This is a genomic window from Anaerohalosphaeraceae bacterium, assembly GCA_035378985.1.
Taxonomy (GTDB): domain Bacteria; phylum Planctomycetota; class Phycisphaerae; order Sedimentisphaerales; family Anaerohalosphaeraceae; genus JAHDQI01.
The window spans coordinates 87,125-104,416 of record DAOSUR010000010.1; the positions used below are offsets into that span (position 1 = coordinate 87,125).

Annotated in this window: 12 protein-coding genes; 8 read left to right on the forward strand and 4 right to left on the reverse strand. The window is 56.9% G+C overall.

The annotated features are described in order from the left end of the window. Positions 1-15 precede the first annotated feature (15 nt). The gene (locus tag PKY88_08710) at positions 16-2,832 is read left to right on the forward strand and encodes a hypothetical protein (GenBank protein HOQ05278.1); all 2,817 of its coding nucleotides are present in this window, start codon (positions 16-18) and stop codon (positions 2,830-2,832) included. A gap of 4 nt (positions 2,833-2,836) precedes the next feature. Here PKY88_08710 and PKY88_08715 read toward each other — a convergent pair whose 3' ends face one another. Then, positions 2,837-3,505 (reverse strand): protein-L-isoaspartate(D-aspartate) O-methyltransferase, encoded by a 669-nt coding sequence (locus PKY88_08715; protein HOQ05279.1) that lies wholly within the window; start codon positions 3,503-3,505, stop codon positions 2,837-2,839. Between the two features lie 122 nt (positions 3,506-3,627). Between PKY88_08715 and PKY88_08720 the strand changes: the two genes are divergently transcribed. After that, on the forward strand, positions 3,628-4,224 hold the full coding sequence (locus tag PKY88_08720; GenBank protein HOQ05280.1) for a hypothetical protein: 597 nt from the start codon (positions 3,628-3,630) through the stop codon (positions 4,222-4,224). A 17-nt stretch (positions 4,225-4,241) separates the two neighbouring features. On the opposite strand, the gene PKY88_08725 is transcribed toward PKY88_08720, so the two are convergent. Together PKY88_08725 and PKY88_08730 are read right to left on the reverse strand one after the other, a co-directional pair. Next, on the reverse strand, positions 4,242-5,066 hold the full coding sequence (locus PKY88_08725; GenBank protein HOQ05281.1) for a type II secretion system protein: 825 nt from the start codon (positions 5,064-5,066) through the stop codon (positions 4,242-4,244). Positions 5,067-6,111: 1,045 nt separating this feature from the next. Next, positions 6,112-7,524, reverse strand: coding sequence for a Gfo/Idh/MocA family oxidoreductase (locus tag PKY88_08730; protein HOQ05282.1), 1,413 nt, complete (start codon positions 7,522-7,524; stop codon positions 6,112-6,114). Positions 7,525-7,733: 209 nt separating this feature from the next. Between PKY88_08730 and ileS the strand changes: the two genes are divergently transcribed. The 6 genes from ileS (at position 7,734) to PKY88_08760 (ending at position 17,014) form a co-directional block, all read left to right on the forward strand. Beyond that, complete coding sequence (ileS, locus tag PKY88_08735; protein ID HOQ05283.1) at positions 7,734-10,592, forward strand: isoleucine--tRNA ligase; 2,859 nt, start codon at positions 7,734-7,736, stop codon at positions 10,590-10,592. 65 nt (positions 10,593-10,657) lie between these two features. After that, positions 10,658-10,969, forward strand: coding sequence for a nucleotidyltransferase domain-containing protein (locus PKY88_08740; GenBank protein HOQ05284.1), 312 nt, complete (start codon positions 10,658-10,660; stop codon positions 10,967-10,969). Continuing rightward, complete coding sequence (locus tag PKY88_08745; protein ID HOQ05285.1) at positions 10,959-11,258, forward strand: DUF86 domain-containing protein; 300 nt, start codon at positions 10,959-10,961, stop codon at positions 11,256-11,258. The genes PKY88_08740 and PKY88_08745 overlap by 11 nt, the downstream gene beginning before the upstream one ends. 70 nt (positions 11,259-11,328) lie before the next feature. Beyond that, positions 11,329-13,806 carry a prolyl oligopeptidase family serine peptidase gene (locus tag PKY88_08750; GenBank protein ID HOQ05286.1) on the forward strand — a complete coding sequence of 826 codons (2,478 nt, stop codon included), beginning with the start codon at positions 11,329-11,331 and terminating at the stop codon, positions 13,804-13,806. 149 nt (positions 13,807-13,955) lie between these two features. Then, a complete protein-coding gene (locus PKY88_08755; GenBank protein HOQ05287.1) occupies positions 13,956-15,161 on the forward strand; it encodes a rhomboid family intramembrane serine protease in 1,206 nt (401 codons plus the stop codon). 38 nt (positions 15,162-15,199) lie between these two features. Next, complete coding sequence (locus tag PKY88_08760; GenBank protein HOQ05288.1) at positions 15,200-17,014, forward strand: family 43 glycosylhydrolase; 1,815 nt, start codon at positions 15,200-15,202, stop codon at positions 17,012-17,014. Here PKY88_08760 and PKY88_08765 read toward each other — a convergent pair. After that, entirely contained in the window at positions 17,011-17,292 is a 282-nt protein-coding gene (locus PKY88_08765) for a cupin domain-containing protein (GenBank protein ID HOQ05289.1), read from the reverse strand. The genes PKY88_08760 and PKY88_08765 overlap by 4 nt on opposite strands.

Sequence of the window (17,292 nt, forward strand, 5' to 3'; positions counted from 1 at the left end):
ACAAAGGAGGATAGGATGAAACATGGTAAGCATAGCGCTCTAATCATTTTGTTTTGCTGGATGTCAGGATATTCCCTTGTTTGCGCCGATGAAGTCATTTACAGCAATACGGCTTATTCAGGGTTTGTTTTTTCGCCGGACCCTATCGTTTTTGATTACGGCATTTCTGCCGGCGGATTTGTCAAAACCCTCCGAATCGGGTACCTGAACAATTACTCTTCCTCCAACTGGATTCGGCTCGATTTTTACGATGATTTCAACAAAACCTATTATGAGATGTGGGGGCATCTGAAAACCATTCTTATTCAAAATCTTCCAACTACGGACGGTCAGATGGCGGTATATGATTATGTTCTGCCCGAACAGGACCGTTTCACCCTTCCGGCCGGTTCCTTTGGTTTTACGCTGGAGACATCCTTCGGGATGAATGCAGCCCTGGCCTCCGGCGGAGCCGGAAATGAAAACCGGATGTGGGAATACGACCCCTTTATGGAGGTATGGAAGCCGTTCTGGTTTGGAGGGAATCCCTGGGCCGGGATTTATCTTCAGATTATCAGCGGTCCGCCGATTGAGGAAATTACCTGCGACATTAAAGGATACAAATTCAATGACTTGAACGCCGACGGCATCTGGGACGCAGGTGAGCCGGCTATGCCCGGCTGGGAGATTTATCTGGACCTGAATGACAACGGACAAAAAGATGCCGGAGAGCCGAGTGCCGTCACCAGTGACCCCAACGGTATGTATGTCTTTGAAAACCTGCCTGCTCCGGCGATTTATATAATTCGGGAGGTGCCCAAGGCCGGGTGGACGCAGACTTTTCCCGGTCCGTCTCATCAGGAAAATTTTGGCCTGATTGCCGAACCCAATCACATCTATTCCGGTTTCGACTTCGGCAATACGCAGCAGCTTATCGGGGGAATCTCCGGTTCGGTGTTTCACGACGCCAACGGCAATTCCGTTCGCGACGGCCAGGAAACGGGGTTGGCCGGCTGGCGGGTTTTTGTCGATATGAACGCGAATGACCGCTGGGATGCCGGTGAGCCGTATGCGTTCACGCTTGCGGATGGAACGTATCAAATCTCCGGTTTGGGGCTGGGAACGTACCGGCTTGCCGAAGAAATCAAGGGGGGGTGGGTGCAGACCGTGCCGACGGCATCCTGTACGTACTCTGTGGTGCTCACCGCTGCGGCGCCGAATGCGGAGGATATCCATTTCGGCAATCATACGTTTTATGGATACGGCGGGGGAGCAGGCACACCGTCCAGCCCTTATCTGATTTCCAATCATCTGCATCTGCAGGCCGTCGGGGCTCATCCCTGGGACTGGGATAAACATTTCAAGTTGACGGCGGATATTGATTTGTCCAAATATAACGGTGCTCAGTTCAATCTCATCGGCCGATATGCTGTCGGGGAAACTCCGCTCCCCTTTACAGGGGTCTTGGACGGAAACGGCTTTGCTGTTTCGAATTTCATCTTTCGCTATGACGGTATGCCGCAAATCTACATCGGCCTTTTCGGGTACATTCTGGGAGGACAGATCCGCAATCTCCGCCTCGAAAACGGAAATGTCTCCACCTCCACAGGCCTGGACAGCGGTGTCCTGGCAGGGCTGCTCGGCAGCGGCTCAGTCCTTTCTGGTTGTCATCTTGTCGGCGGCCGTGTAGAAGCGGGGGATTGGGCGGCCGGAGCCTTGGCGGGTGCCGTCGATAAGGCTTCAATCTTTGATTGTTCCGCTGCCGCAGCGGAAGTGATTTCCGCACAGGGTGAAGCGGGCGGTTTGGCCGGTAGGAATATCGAAGGAACACTTTGGAACTGTTCGTTTCAGGGGATGGTTTCCGGATGGATTGATGTAGGCGGTTTGGTCGGCTCTAATCTGGGGCAGATTCTCCGCTGCCGTGTGAATGCCTCGGTCGATGGTGTTCTCTGTGTCGGCGGACTGGTCGGAGAACATGCCCTGAATGGATGGATTGAGCAGTCCTTTGCAGAGGGCGAAGTCAGCACTCGTTCGGATCCGCTATTGGGTTTGGAGGGCAGTGAGGCAGGGGGGCTGGTCGGACGCAGTATGGATGGGGATCTTCTGAACTCTTACTCAACAGCCGCTGTGAATGCCCAGGAAAATGCAGGCGGATTGGCGGGGGTTTGCTGGGGTTCTCAGCCCGGCTCTTGTATGATTACGAATTGTTACTCAGTCGGTTTGGTGACGGGCGGCTCCGGGCTTGGCGGATTGATTGGGCGGAATGTGGATGGAATGACCGATATTATCGGCAGTTTTTGGGATATGCAGACCTCCGGCCAATCTGTCAGCGAAGGGGGTACCGGTTTGACGACCGCCCAAATGCAGGACCCCGCTTTCTATTTGGAAGCCGAATGGGATTTTGTTCATATCTGGCGTCTGTGCAGTCTTGGGGAAGAATACCCGACCTTCCGATATCTGTATCCCAAGGCGGATTTTGTGTGTCCGGCCGGTATCGGAGCGGAAGACCTGCAAACCCTTGCGGACGAATGGCTGGCAGAGAAGCGCAGGGCGGATATCGCTCCCGCCGGCGGTGACGGCTTTGTCGATTTTCTCGACTGGGCCAGAATGGCCTCTGCCTGGCTGACGGATTCTTCTTCGGGGCAGTGGAATGGTCTTTGTGACCTGGCTCCCGCGGAGGGGGATGAAGTTGTTGACTTGCTGGATATTGCCGTTTTTGCCGAGCAGTGGCTTTTCCGCAGCGCTCTCTGGGGAGATATAGCCCCTGAGCCCGAAGGCGACGGCCGGGTTGATTTGGAGGATTTCTGTCTCTTTGCTCGCTCCTGGATGCTGGAAGAGGAGCCCGGAGAATAAATCTTCAGGGTTCGCAAAAGCCGTACTGCCCGATGAGTTTGACAAACCGGCACCCGCAGACGCTTGAAGGATGCAGGATGCCTTTTTCTTTCCGATAAACCGTCAGGGTCTGGGTCCAGGATTCTCCTACCGGTGCAACCAGAAGCCCGCCTTCGGCCAGCTGCTTTTCCAGCGGTTTCGGCACCGACGGTATGGCCGCCGTTAGGAGAATTCGCTCAAATCGCATCTTCTCATCCGGCCAGCCCGCGCTGCCGTCTCCGACAAAGAACTCTACATTTTCGATTCCCAGGCGGGCCAGGACCGCCTGCGCCCGCGCCGACAGCTCGCTGAACCGCTCGATGGTATAGACCTTCCTGCACAGCAGCGCCAGCACGGCCGTCTGATAGCCCGAACCGGTGCCGATTTCCAGCACGGTCTCTTCGCCTTTGAGCCGAAGACACTGCGTCATCAGGGCCACGATATACGGCTGGCTGATGGTCTGCCCCAGCCCGATGGCCAGCGGGTAATCCGCATACGCCTGCGCGGCATACTCCGGCTTGACAAACCACTCCCGCGGCAGACGGCCCATTACCTCCAGCACCCGCAGGTCGGTGATATCCCGACCTTTCAGGTCCTGCTCAATCATCTGACGCCGCTGTTCGGCGAACCGCTCGCTTTCCTGAAAACTGACCATGCCGTCTATCTTGACTGTGAAGTTCCCTTTTTGCAAACCTTTTTCACAATGAAACCTTCTTGCTATTCGGCCGAGACAAGAACATAATGAGAAACAACAATGTCCAAAAAGGAGACACAATCATGCAAAAGACCCAATGGTTTCTGACGGCAATTCTAATCATAGTCGGGCTCGGCTGTGTTCCGTCTCTGCACGAACTGTACACAGACGATACAGTTGTCTTTGACCCCAAACTGGTCGGCTGCTGGCAGACGGAAAAGGGAGAGCTGTGGTGCTTTACCCGCCGGGCGAACACCAGCAGTTATGACCTGACGATTGTCGAGGAAAGCGAGAAGCGAAGCTACATGACGGCCTATCTGGTTGAAATCGGGCCTCATCGCTTTCTGGATATCTCTCCCAAGGAATTGAAGCGGCCGGACCTGGGCGGCTGGCAGGAGTACCACCTCCAGCCCGTCCATACCTTCTATCTGGTGGAGGCGACGGAGCCGAATCTGCTGCTGGCGGCGATGATGCCGGAGGCGATGGAGAAGCTTCTCGAGGAAAAGCCGGCGCTGCTGAAGCATGAAAAGGTTGATGACCGGCTGATTCTGACGGCCAGCACGCCGCAGCTGCAGGAGTTTCTCAGCAAACCGGAGATGGTGGACCAGGTCTTCGGTGACGCTGCTCCTCTCAAGCCGTATAAAACTTCCTCCCCTGAGGAAAAAGGCCAGCCGAATTAGGGGCGAAATACGGGTTTTTATGGATAGAACCGCTCGAAGGGGAAGTTGCGAATCATATAGGCCAAATCCGTCCCTTCGCCGGCCGGAATCTCATTGAAATTGACCCGCTGTTCTTTGGCCATTTTGAGGGTGGATTTGTCCACCCAGCGGTGTTTTTCTCCGTGTCCGTCGGCAAACCCGAGGATGCTCCGGCCCAGGTGGGCAATCGAAATCGGGTCGATCCAGGTATTGGGCGTCTGGGGCTTGATGACCCAGGAATTGACATTCATCCCGCGGCCGTCCACTTCCTCCACGAGGATGTATTTGTCTCCGGGCGATTTGATGGTGGAGGTCTTCAGGTGGGGGTAATAGCCCTGCCACTGGATTTCTGAGGAGGAGTTGGGGCCCACGCCTGCGGCGAGGGAATAGCTGCGGTATCCGCCGACACCGGTGCCGTTGACCGTCGTCGGGGGATGCAGGTGCCGCTTGTCGGACGGGCAGTGATAGATTTCAGCCCCTTCGGAATAGGGAAAGAGCAGGCCCTTTTCGATACCCCGTATCTCATCCTCGGCCGTGGAGTTTTCCGGTGCGACGGTTGTGCCGTCCTGCCGCTGCGGGGAGGCCACCCAGCAAAAGAAGGGGTCCCGGATGGAGCCGACCATGGAACCGACGATGCGATTGTTGTTCTCGTAGGCATAGACCGTCCAGGCCTTGGACAGGCCGTTGACGTGGGTCAGGCAAATTGTCCCTTCCGCCTGAAGTTTGGCCGCCTTCAGTGCCGGCAGGACAATCGCCAGCAGCAAACCGATAATCGCAATAACCACCAGCAGCTCAATCAGCGTAAAAGCCCTTCGGGTTTTCATAAGCCGTTTTCCGCCCTGCACTATCCGGTTTCTCCTCTGTTCATAGATTCTCCTATTTAGTAATAGCGCCGGCAGGCCTCTTTTCTGACTTTTTTTCTGAAGTATGTAAAAATCGTGTTTTTGGACTGGGAATGGGATTGCGGGGTATCCTGGACAGCCGGCATTTGGGAAACGGCGCGATTGAAAAAATCGGGAACGGTCGGATTTGCTGGTTTTTGAGCGAAAAAAGGGGTTTTGGGCGGAAAAATATCAGGGAAAGTACTGATTGAAACGCGCCCAAACGCGCTGCAAACGTGCAGCAAACGCGCTGCAAACGAGATGGAAAAGAGTTTTTTTAACCACAGATTTCACGGATTACACAGAGATTAGATAACCACGGATTTACACGGATGAACACGGATTGCATAAAGATATAACCACGGATTACGCGGATTCCAGAGATACTTTAACCACGGATTACGCAGATTACACAGATTATAGAACCACGGGTGGGAAAGAAATTTAACCACGGATGGACACGGATTCGGAAAGGAAGAATGAAGAATTAAGAAGGAAGAAAATGCGGCCAGTGGGCGGGTGAAGATGTTCGATGTTTTGCGGCCCATTTGTTCCTCCTTCTATCATTGGGGGTATTATACCACAGAGAGGAGCAAAAAGCAACCGCAGATTTGAACCACGGATTTCACAAAGTATATAACCACAGATTACGCGGATTACACAGATTTTATTTCACCACGGATTTACACGGATGGACACGGATTGCATAAAGTATATAACCAAAGATTACACGGATTGCACAGATTCCAGCAGCCAGAGGCCAGTCGCCAGCTTCCGGCGGCCAGCGGGAGAAAAATCCGAAACACGAAGTTCGACCTGTCTTCGCTTCGCTCCGACGCGACAGGGGAAGACAGGGATACAGAGTCGGAATGCAGGAATACATGTAGTCATGGGGCGGGTGAGGAATGGAGAATGATAAAGAGGCGCTGCGGCCTGCCGGATGTTTCGGCAGGGCAGCGCCTCTGAATTTGGGGGAATCTATCGTTTCTTAGACGGCCTGGATGCGTTTGACCTGCGGCTCCAAGTCCGTTAGGTCTTTGATTTTCACGGGCTTGCCGGTGTCGATGCTCTTTCGGGCGGCGATTCCAATCAGAATTGACATCGCTCCGTCCCGGCTGCCCGCCGAATGCCCCAGCGGGTCCGGGGCATTCGGGGATACAAACAGCCGCTCGCGCAGGCGTGCATCCCCGCCGCCGTGTCCGCCGTACATCTTGGGCACTTTGACTTGCTCCACCGGTCCGAAATTATGGGAAACCATAATTGAATTAAACTGGGTTGGGTCCTCCTGGAGGTCCTGCTTCATCTCCAGCGCATGCAGCTCTTCCTGGCTGGGCATCTGCAGACCCTTCTCCCAGGGAATTCCGTCCCAGCTGTCCAGCCGGCCTTCGAATCCGTTAAAGGCAATCTGCCAGCCTTCAAACGGCGAGTACGTGGTCAGCGAATAGCTCACCTGCACGCCGTTGGCGTATTTGATCTGCACGGCCATTTTGTCGAAGATGTCAATTTCCGGACGCCACAGACATGCATCCCGCAGATAGCCGTCGTATTTCTCATTGGCCACGTAGAGATTCATCAGGTGTTGGTCTTTGGTGATGTCCCAGTAAAACTTGCACTTGTCCTTGTGCGGGCAGGTTCGACAGTGCGTGTGCCGGAAGGGGTTGTTGCGGCCGTAATGGTCCAGCGCCCCGAAGGCGTGGACTTCGATGGGGTCTGAATCAATCCACCAGTTCAGCAGGTCAAAATGATGTGTGGCCTTGTGCAAAAGCAGGGTTCCGCTGCACCGGCGCAGGCCGTGCCAGCGGCGGAAATACGACGCGCCGTGGTCGGTGTTCAGGTACCAGTGGAAATCCACGGAGGTCAGTCGGCCGATTTTGCCTGCTGCCAGAACTTCCTTGATTTTTGTAAAGTGTGTTCCGTAGCGGTAATTGAAGCCGACGTGCACTTTGCGTTTGGTTCGTTTTTCCGCCTGGAGGATTTTGCGGCATTTGTCCTCATCGATAGTCATCGGCTTTTCCGTGATGACTTCCGCCCCCATTTCAAGGCCTTTGACGATAAACTCGTGATGGGTGCCGTCCACGGTGGTGACAATCACGGTATCCGGCTTGGTCTGGTCCATCATCTGCTCAAAATCGGTGAAGGTGGGGCAATCGACGCCGATGTATGTTTTGGCGTAAGCTACGCGCCCGGGATTGATGTCGCACAACCCTACAAACTCCAGCCGGTCGCTGTGATTTTCGACCAGCGATTTGCCCCAGAGCGAGATTCCTCGTACACCGGTTCCAACCAGAACCAGACGTTTTTTGCGAGGCGTCGGAGCAGCAGCTCCGAAGAGGGAAGAAGGGCGGACCAGGGCGGCCGCTGTCGTCATTCCAGCCGCCGCCAGAAATTCTCTTCGCTTCATAAGCATACCTCCCGAAACAGGTTTGGACGATTGAAAACCGTTCAGCTGCCGGCTTTCCGCGCTTCCTTTATAATCCAAACCCGGCTTGACGGCAAGAAATACCTTGTTCCTTTGTAAAAACCGCATCCTTTCGTCGTTTTGCCGGTCTTTCTTGACAGCAGGGGGATAAAACGATAGACTGGTTCCTTCTTTTGAATTAAGGGTCGATTATGTCGGATACAGAGAAAACAGGGTATCGTCATACGTTAAATCTGCCGCAGACGAGTTTTGCGATGAAGGCCAACCTCGTGCAGCGCGAGCCGCAGCAGCGGAAGACCTGGGAGCAAGAGGACATCTACGGCAAGATACTCCAGGCCCGGCAGGGGGCGCCTTTGTATGTGCTCCATGACGGCCCGCCGTATGCCAACGGCGATATCCACATGGGACACGTTATCAACAAGGTGCTCAAGGACTTTGTCGTCAAGTACAAGACGATGAGCGGCTTTCTCTGTCCCTATGTGCCCGGCTGGGACTGTCACGGTCTGCCGATTGAAGTGAAGGTGATGGCCGAACTGGGCGAGGCCGCCCGCACGATGAGCAAACTCGAAATCCGCCGACAGTGTCATAAATATGCCGGCAAGTATGTCAAGCTGCAAACCAAGCAGTTCCAGTCGTTGGGCGTCTTCGGGGATTTCGCCAACCCATATCTGACCCTCAAGCCGCAGTATGAGCAGGGGATTCTCGAAGTCTTTGCGGAACTGGTCGGCAACGGGCTGGTGTATAAGCAGCTCAAACCCATCCATTGGTCGGTGGGCTGTCAGACGGCCCTGGCCGATGCGGAACTGGAATACAAGGACATTGCCTCGCCGAGCATCTACGTCAATTTCCCGCTGGAGGAGCCGTCGGCGGCTCGGGTGCGTCAGATGGGCCTGGCCGATGCAGACAGCACGGTCTGTTTTATGATTTGGACGACGACGCCCTGGACGCTGGCGGCCAATCTGGCAGTGGCGCTGCATCCGCATCTGGAGTATGTCTGTCTGTCGTACACAAAGAACGGACGCAAATGGGCCTCAATTGTCTGCAAGAGCCGTCTGGAGGCGGTTGTGGCCGCTGCGGGCTTGACAGAGGGGACCTATACCGTCAGCGTCCCGCGGCTCGGCAGTGAGTTTCAGGGCCTGCGGTACCGCCATCCCTTTGTGGAGAAAAATCCGACGGACAAAGACGCCTGGTTTGCCATCAATGAAACGTTTGTGACGACGGAAGACGGCACCGGCATTGTGCATATTGCCCCCGGCCACGGCGAGGAGGACTATCAGGCCGGACTGAACAACAATCTGGCGGTCTATTCTCCCGTTCAGGACGACGGCTGCTATGATCAGACCGTGCCGGCCTGGCTGGCGGGCAAAAATGTTCTGCAGGTGGACCCGGTGGTCAACGAGCATCTCCGTCAGATCGGCCTGCTGGTGCACGAAGAAAAAATCGTTCACAGTTATCCGCACTGCTGGCGCAGCAAGATGCCCGTTATCTTCCGCGCCACAGAGCAGTGGTTTATCAGCGTGGACAAGCCCGCCGCCGCCTTCGGCAAGTCCCTGCGGCAGATGGCCCTCGAACAGATCGGACAGGTCCGCTGGATTCCCGCCTGGGGCGAGAAGCGCATCCGCGGCATGCTCGAAACGCGTCCGGACTGGTGCATCAGCCGCCAGCGGGCCTGGGGACTGCCGATTCCGGCCTTTACCAACAGTCAGGGCAAGGTGCTCCTGACGCGCCAGTCCGTGCTGGCCGTCGCCCGCACCATCGGACAAAAGGGCTCCGACAGCTGGTTTACGGATTCCCCGCGCCAGCTCCTCGGCGAAGACTTCCCGCTGCCGGAGGGCTTCTCCTGGGACGACCTGCACAAGGAAGAAAACATCTTTGATGTGTGGTTTGAGTCCGGCTGCAGCTGGCATTCCGTCGCCGTCAAGGCGGGCTGGCCCATTCCGGTTGATTTGTATCTGGAGGGGTCCGATCAGCACCGCGGCTGGTTCCAGCTGTCGCTGCTGCCGGCGCTGGGGGCGGTCGGCAAAGCCCCGTTCAAGACGGTCCTCACGCACGGCTTTACCGTCGATGAGAAAGGAATGAAGCAGTCCAAATCCGCGGGCAACTATGTCAGCGCCCTGGAGGAAATCGAAAAGTACGGCGCCGACATCCTGCGGCTCTGGGTGGCCAGCGTCAATTATCAGGAGGATATGCGCTGCAGCGATGAACTCATCGGGCGTCTGCAGGAGGCCTACCGGAAGATTCGCAATACCCTGCGCTATCTGCTGGGCAATCTGGACGATTTCGAGCCGGCGAAGATGACGGTGCCGTATCCCGACCTGCTGCCGCTGGACCAGTGGGCGATGGAAGCCCTGCAGAAGCTGATCGTCCAGGTCCGGCAGGCCTACGAAGATTTTGCGTTTCATCGGGTCTTTTCGCTCCTGTACAACTTCTGCGTCGTCGAGATGAGCAGCATCTATATGGATGTCCTGAAGGACCGAATGTACTGCGACGGAACCGACAGCCGCAGCCGGCGCAGTGGACAGACCGTGATGTATGCAATCCTCGATGCCCTGATTCGGATGCTGGCGCCGATTCTGGTTCATACAGCCGAGGAGGCCTGGGCCGCCGTCCCGTTCAAATCCGAACCGCTGGACAGCGTTCATCTGGCCGGGATGCCGCAGCCGGATGCGTCGATTCCCTGGGAAGCCGACGAACCCAAATGGCAGAAAATTCTGGCCCTGCGCGACGAGGTCCTTCGCGTCCTCGAGCCCCTGCGGAAAAACCAGGTCATCGGCTCCAACCAGGAGGCCTGGGTCCGCCTGACCGTGCCCGAAGAGGAGTATGCGCTTCTGGAGCAGCTCGGCGCCCAGACCTTCGCTTCGCTGTGCATCGTCAGCGGCGTCACGGTCGAAAAAGGTCCGGCCCTTCAGGCCGCCGCCGACCGAAGCCCCTATCCGAAATGCCAGCGCTGCTGGAACTATTGGCCCTCCGTCGGTCAGAACAGCGAGTATCCGGACCTGTGCGCCCGATGCATTCAGGTCCTTCAAAATACGACGGGCAAAGCCCTGTAGTCTCTGCTGGACGCAGCGATTCTTTTCAAGTAAAATACCCGATACAAACAGAGGAATAGGAAAAGATGGTGACAATCATCCGGCAGCATTTGGAAGAACTCGTCTGTCTGTGCCGCCGATATCGCGTCAAACGGCTGGAATTGTTCGGTTCTGCCGGGACGGAAAACGGGTTTCAGCCCGATCGAAGCGGCCTGGATTTTTTGGTTGCGTTTCAGCCGATGTCTCCTCGAGAGCATGCCAAAGCTTATTTCGGCCTTCTGGCACAGATGCAGGATTTGTTCGGCTGCCCGATTGATCTGGTCGAAATCGAAGCCGTCCGCAACCCTTATTTTCTCGAGCAGGTCAATCGCTCAAAACAGGAGATTTATGCGGCCTGAGGTTCGGAAATATCTGTGCGATATCGAGAAGGCCTGCGAAGCAATTCTTCTTTTTGTATGCGGCAGGACGCTGGAGGATTACGAAAAAGATCTGCTTCTGCAAAGCGGTGTGGAGAGGCAGTTCATCATTATTGGGGAGGCCCTGAACAAGGCCGTTCATGAGGAGCCCGCCCTGGAAGAACATATCAGCTGTCTTCGCGAAATCATTAATTTGCGGAGTGTTATCGTGCACGGGTATCCTCGAAGAGGACCTGCTGCCGCTCTATCGCGAAGTGAAAAAACTTCTTGAATGACGGGTTGATAAAGACGAGACATCTATGCTTTCCAATGCACTTTCTTTTTTTTCCCTGCTGGTTTGGATGAATAGTTTGAACAGCGCTGTCGGAGCAGACATCACAGAAAAATATCGGCGGGCTCTGGCCGTCGAGCAAATCACAAGCGGCAAGGTATTCAAAGAGAAGGTTGTGCCGCACTGGTTTGACGGCGGCAGTCAGTTCTGGTACCTCAATGACCTTCCGGACGGGCGCAAAGAGTTCATCCGGGTTCATGCCCTCCGCGGCTACCGGCGGGAGGCCTTTGACCATGCCCGTCTGGCGGAGGCCCTTGCGCAGGTGTCGGGAGGACAGGTGGACCCGCAGCGTCTGCCCTTCGGACAAATCCGTCTTTCGGATGATGACGGCACCCTTACTTTTTCCGCCTTTGGGAAAACCTGGAGATGCGATTTAAATACGTATGTCCTTCAGGAATGCCTGCCGCAGGAGGGGCTTTCCGAAACTCTCCAGCCCCAGCCGGACATCCGCCCCAGCCGGGACAGTCAGGAAGAGACTTTCATCATCTTTCGAAACCGCACCGACCGGCCCGTCCGGCTTTACTGGGTGGATACCGCCCGGCGTCGGCAGCACTATGCTGACCTGCCGCCCGCTCAGGAGCATCGTCAGCATACCTATGTCGGCCATGTCTGGCTGGCCGCCGACCCGAATGACCGTCCGCTGGCCGTCTTTATCGCCCAGTCCGACGGGGCGGTCGCCGAAATCACCTCCGACCTGCTGGCCGAGCCCAAAGTCTGCGACAGCCGCGGTTCCCAGCCGTCGCCCCTGCGCTCCCCGGACGGCAAATACCAGATTGTCGTTCGGGATTATAATCTGTTCCTGCAGGAAACTGAAACCGGCACGGAAACGGCGCTGACCACCGACGGCACAGCGGAACACTTTTACACCCGGCAGGTCTATTGGTCGCCCGACAGCCGGTCTGTAGCCGCCGTCCGGACCCGCAGGGGCTTTGACCGAAAAATTCATCTGATTGAATCCTCTCCCGAAGACCAGCTCCAGCCCAAACTGCACACCTTCTCCTATGCCAAACCCGGCGATGAAATCGACCGCGACAGTCCCTGTCTGTTCGACATTGAATCCCGAAAGCAAATCCCCATTTCCGATGCCCTGTTCCCGAATCCCTGGTCCCTTACGGACTTCTGCTGGCAGCCCGACTCCAAACGTTTTCTGTTCTGCTATAACCAGCGGGGCCATCAGGTCCTGCGGATTTTGGCCGTCCGCGCTGAAGACGGGCAGGTGCAGACCGTCATTGAGGAAACCAGCCCGACCTTCATCGACTACGCCGGTAAATACTTCTTCCGCTATCTGGAAGCGACGCAGGAAATCATCTGGATGTCCGAGCGGGACGGCTGGAATCATCTCTATCTGTATGATGCCGCCGAAGGCCGCCTGAAAAATCAGATAACTCAGGGCCCCTGGGTCGTCCGCCGCGTCGTCGAAATGGATGTCGAAAAGCGGCAGATTTGGCTGGAAGCCGGGGGCGTCCGGCCCGAGCAGGACCCGTATTATCTCCATCTGTGCCGCGTTAATTTCGACGGCACCGGTTTTGAGATTCTTACAGAAGGGGACGGGACCCACGAGGTCGAATTTTCGCCCGACCGCCGCTTCTTTCTGGACCGCTGGTCGCGTGTCGATTTGCCCCCGATTACCGACCTGCGTAGCGCTGCAGACGGACGGCTCATCTGCCGGCTGGAGGAGGCCGACTGGTCGGCCCTGCTGGAAACCGGCTGGAAGCCGCCCATTCGCTTTGCCGCCAAAGGCCGGGATGGGCAGACCGATATCTACGGCATTCTCATCCTGCCGTCCGCCTTTGACCCCAATGAAAAATATCCGGTTCTGGAGGAAATCTACGCCGGTCCGCAGGGGGCCTTTGTGCCCAAGGCCTTCGGCCGACAGACCCGCCAGCGGCAGCTGGCCGAACTGGGGTTCGTTGTTGTCCAGATTGACGGGATGGGCACATCGTACCGCTCCAAGGCCTTTCACGATGTCTGCTGGAAAAATCTGGGCGACAGCGGCTTTCCGGACCGCATTGCCTGGATGAAAGCCGCCGCTGAAAAATATCCCTTTCTCGACCTGACCCGCGTCGGCATCTACGGCGGTTCGGCCGGCGGGCAAAGTGCGCTGCGGGCCCTGCTGGCGCACGGGGATTTTTACAAAGCCGCCGCCGCCGACTGCGGCTGCCACGACAACCGGATGGACAAAATCTGGTGGAATGAGTTGTGGATGGGCTGGCCGGTCGGCCCGCATTATGAGGAACAGTCCAATGTCACCAACGCACACAAACTGACGGGCAGGCTCCTGCTGACCGTCGGCGAGCTGGACCGCAATGTGGACCCGGCCTCGACGATGCAGGTGGTCAACGCCCTCATCAGGGCCGACAAGGATTTCGAACTGCTCGTCATCCCCGGCGGCGGCCACGGAGCCGGAGAAACCCCCTATGCCAGACGAAAACGAATGGATTTCTTCGTCCGGCACCTGCTCGGCATCGACCCGCCTGCGCGAAATTAAAGCAGGGGTTTTGATACGAAGGCCTTTCCCTGAGCGGTGCTTTCAAAATATCCATTCCAGGTTTTGCTCTTGTTCCTGTCTGTCTGGAAAGGTACAATGCCGGTTCAGGAAAGTGAATCGAAGAATTCTGAAACCGGAATCGTAAACCCATGCTGCTTCCAATAGGCACGAGCGTGCGGCCGCGGCAGACGCCGTATGCCAATTATCTGCTGATCGGTCTGAACGTTTTCTTCTATCTGCTTTCGATGCATTTGGTGACGGATCCCCGCAGCGGGGCGCGGTATTTTGACCTTCGGCCGTGGGCATACAACTTTATGCTCTGGCCGGAGCGTCCGCAAATCTGGCAGTTTGTGACCTATTCGTTTCTCCACGCCGGCGGGCAAATGTACATCCTCCATTTGTTTGGAAATATGTATTTTCTGTATCTGTTCGGCAACAGCGTCAATGAGAAGCTGGGCAATGTTGCCTATGTATGCCTGTATCTCGGTGGGGCGGTGTTTGCGGGACTCGGACACGCTCTGCTGCATACCAATCCGGTCCTTGGCGCCAGCGGGGCGGTGGCGGCGGTCACGGGGGCGTACCTGGTTCTCTTCCCGAACACCCTGATTACCGTACTGTACTGGATGTTTTTCATCGGGACGGCGGAGTTTCGCGCGCTGTATTTTATCGTCTTCAAAATGATTGTCTGGGACAATATCATCGAGCCGAAGCTGTCCGCGTCCGCTGTGGCTTATGATGCTCACCTGGCGGGTTATCTGTTTGGGATTGCGGCGGTGATGGGCCTGCTGGCTCTGCGTCTGGCGGACGGGGACCATCAGGACCTCTGGTCGATGCTGCGGCAGTGGAACCGCCGGCGCCGGTTTCGCGATCTGGCGGCGGCCGGGTACGATGCCTTCGGTCCTTCGGGGGCTGTTCGGACGGTACCGACCGCTGCAGGAGAACAGACACAACTGGGGGAGGAATCACGGAATCCTTTCATTCAGCAGCTGCGAGAGGAGATTGCCGAACTGCTGCGGCGGCACGATGCGGCGGATGCAGCCGAGGTCTATCTAAAACTGCTTGACGCCGACCCGACGCAGGTTCTCGGCCGGCAGAACCAGCTCGATGTGGCCAATCAGCTGATGGCGTCCGGACGCTGGGTGCCGGCGGCCAGTGCGTATGAAAAATATCTGAAGCACTACGGGGGGTTTGAACACAGCGAGCAGGTGCATCTGATGCTCGGGCTTCTCTACGGGCGATACCTCAGCGAGCCGCGCCTGGCCGTCAGCCACCTGCGGGCGGCCCTCGAACACTTAACCGACCCCAACCAGGTCAAACTCTGCCAAGATGAACTGGCCCGCCTCGGCGGTCTGTAGGAAACAAAGAAGGGAACCCAAAAGGGAGTCATTCGAAGATGAAAGCCAAGCGACTTGCCGCCGTTTTTGTCTGGCTGTTTTCGGCGGTCTGCGGATTCTGTTCGCAGGATTCGGAAACGATGTATCTGTTTACCTCCTTCCGCGGCGACGGAGACGGGCTGCATCTGGCCGTCAGCGAAAACGGACTGGAATGGACCGAAATTGAAGGCGTGTTTGTTCAGCCGACGGTCGGCAGCGGCCTGCTGCGCGACCCGCATATCCTCCGCGGCCCGGACGGAACCTTTCATCTGGTCTGGACGACGGGCTGGCGCGACAAAGGCATCGGATATTCCCGCTCGCAAGACCTGAAGACCTGGACGCCGCCGCGCTGGCTGCCCCTGATGGAAAACACGCCCGGCACACGCAACTGCTGGGCCCCGGAGACCTTCTATGATGCCAAACGCGGCGAGTTCCTGATTGTCTGGTCCTCCGATGTGGAAGGCCGCTTTCCGGAAACCGTTTCCCCCGACCGGATGAACAACCGCACCTATTATGTGACAACAAAAGATTTCCAGACCTTCTCCGAACCGAAACTCCTCTTTGACCCGGGGTTTGACCACATTGACGCCACGCTGCTCGAACACGAAGGACGCTATATCCTGACGGTCAAGGAAGGAGATATGCAGCAGAAGGGAATCTGGGGGCCGATTCATCAGGCGGTCGCCGATGACCCGCGCGGACCGTACGAACTGCTCGAAAAGCCTGTTCTGACGGCCCGAGCCGAAGGCCCGACGCTCTGCCGCATCGGCGATGCGTATGTGATGTACATCGATTATTACGTCCACGGGCGCTATGGAGCGCTGCAGACGAAGGATTTTCAGACCTGGACGGACATCAGCGAACGGATGAAACCGGTGCGCGGCCAGCGGCATGGAACGGTCCTGCCCATCCCCCGGGCGCTGGGGCAGGCCCTGCTGGCCGTTCGGCTTCCGCTGCCGCCGCCGCCCGTCCTGCCGGGCTATCACGCCGACCCGCACATTGCCGTTTTCAACGGCCGATACTACCTGTATCCCACGACAGACGGAACGGAGGGCTGGGCGGCAACGTCTTTCAGCTGCATGTCCTCCGAAGACCTGGTTCACTGGAAAAACCACGGCATCATCCTGCGGCTGGGCGTGGATGTCCGTTGGGCCGAGCGGAATGCCTGGGCGCCGGCGATTGCCTTCAAAAACGGGAAATACTATTTCTACATCTCCGCCGCCCAGAATATCGGCGTTATGACAGCCGACCGTCCGGAGGGCCCCTACACCGACCCGCTGGGAAAGCCGCTGGTGCCCAAAGGCAAATACCGCGGACAGGCCATCGACCCGATGGTTTTCATCGATGATGACGGGGCGGCCTATCTGTACTGGGGACAGGGACAATGCTACACCGTCAAGCTCAATGAAGACATGATTTCGTTTGAGGAATCGGCGGTGCAGCGAATCACCCCGCCCAACTACAACGAAGGCCCCTTCGTCCTCAAGCGCAAAGGCATCTATTACCTGATGTGGTCGGAATACGACACCCGCGACCCTCGCTACAGCGTCGCCTACGGGACCTCTGATTCCCCGCTGGGACCGTTCAAAAAGGCCGCCGACAATCCGATTCTGCAGGGAAAGGACCTGGTCAAAGGCGCCGGACACCACTCCGTCGTTCAGGTGCCGGGCAAAGACGAATGGTATATCGCCTATCACCGGTTTGCCATTCCCGACGGCAGCGGCTACAAGCGCGAAACCTGCATCTCGCCGATGCGGTTTAACCCCGACGGCACCATCCAAAAAGTCGATGTGTACGAAGGCGTCCGCCCGTTCAAAAGCCGGCCGCAGGATTAGTCAAAATCGTAGTGCTTGCGCACGGGGGCGGTCACCTTCCAGATGCACTTGAGCCCTTCGGGAAAAACCACATAATCCCCCGGGCCGAAGGAGACCGAACGCCCGCCGGCCGGATTGTCCGTGACCGTCACTTTGCCTTCGAGAATCAGGCATTTTTCCGTCTGCGTGTATTCCCATTCAAACTCGCTGACCGGACAGGACCAGGTCGGCCAGGTTTTGCACGTTTTGGCCTCTTCGGCGGTCGGCTTTCGAACAATCACATCCTTGACCGTAGGCAT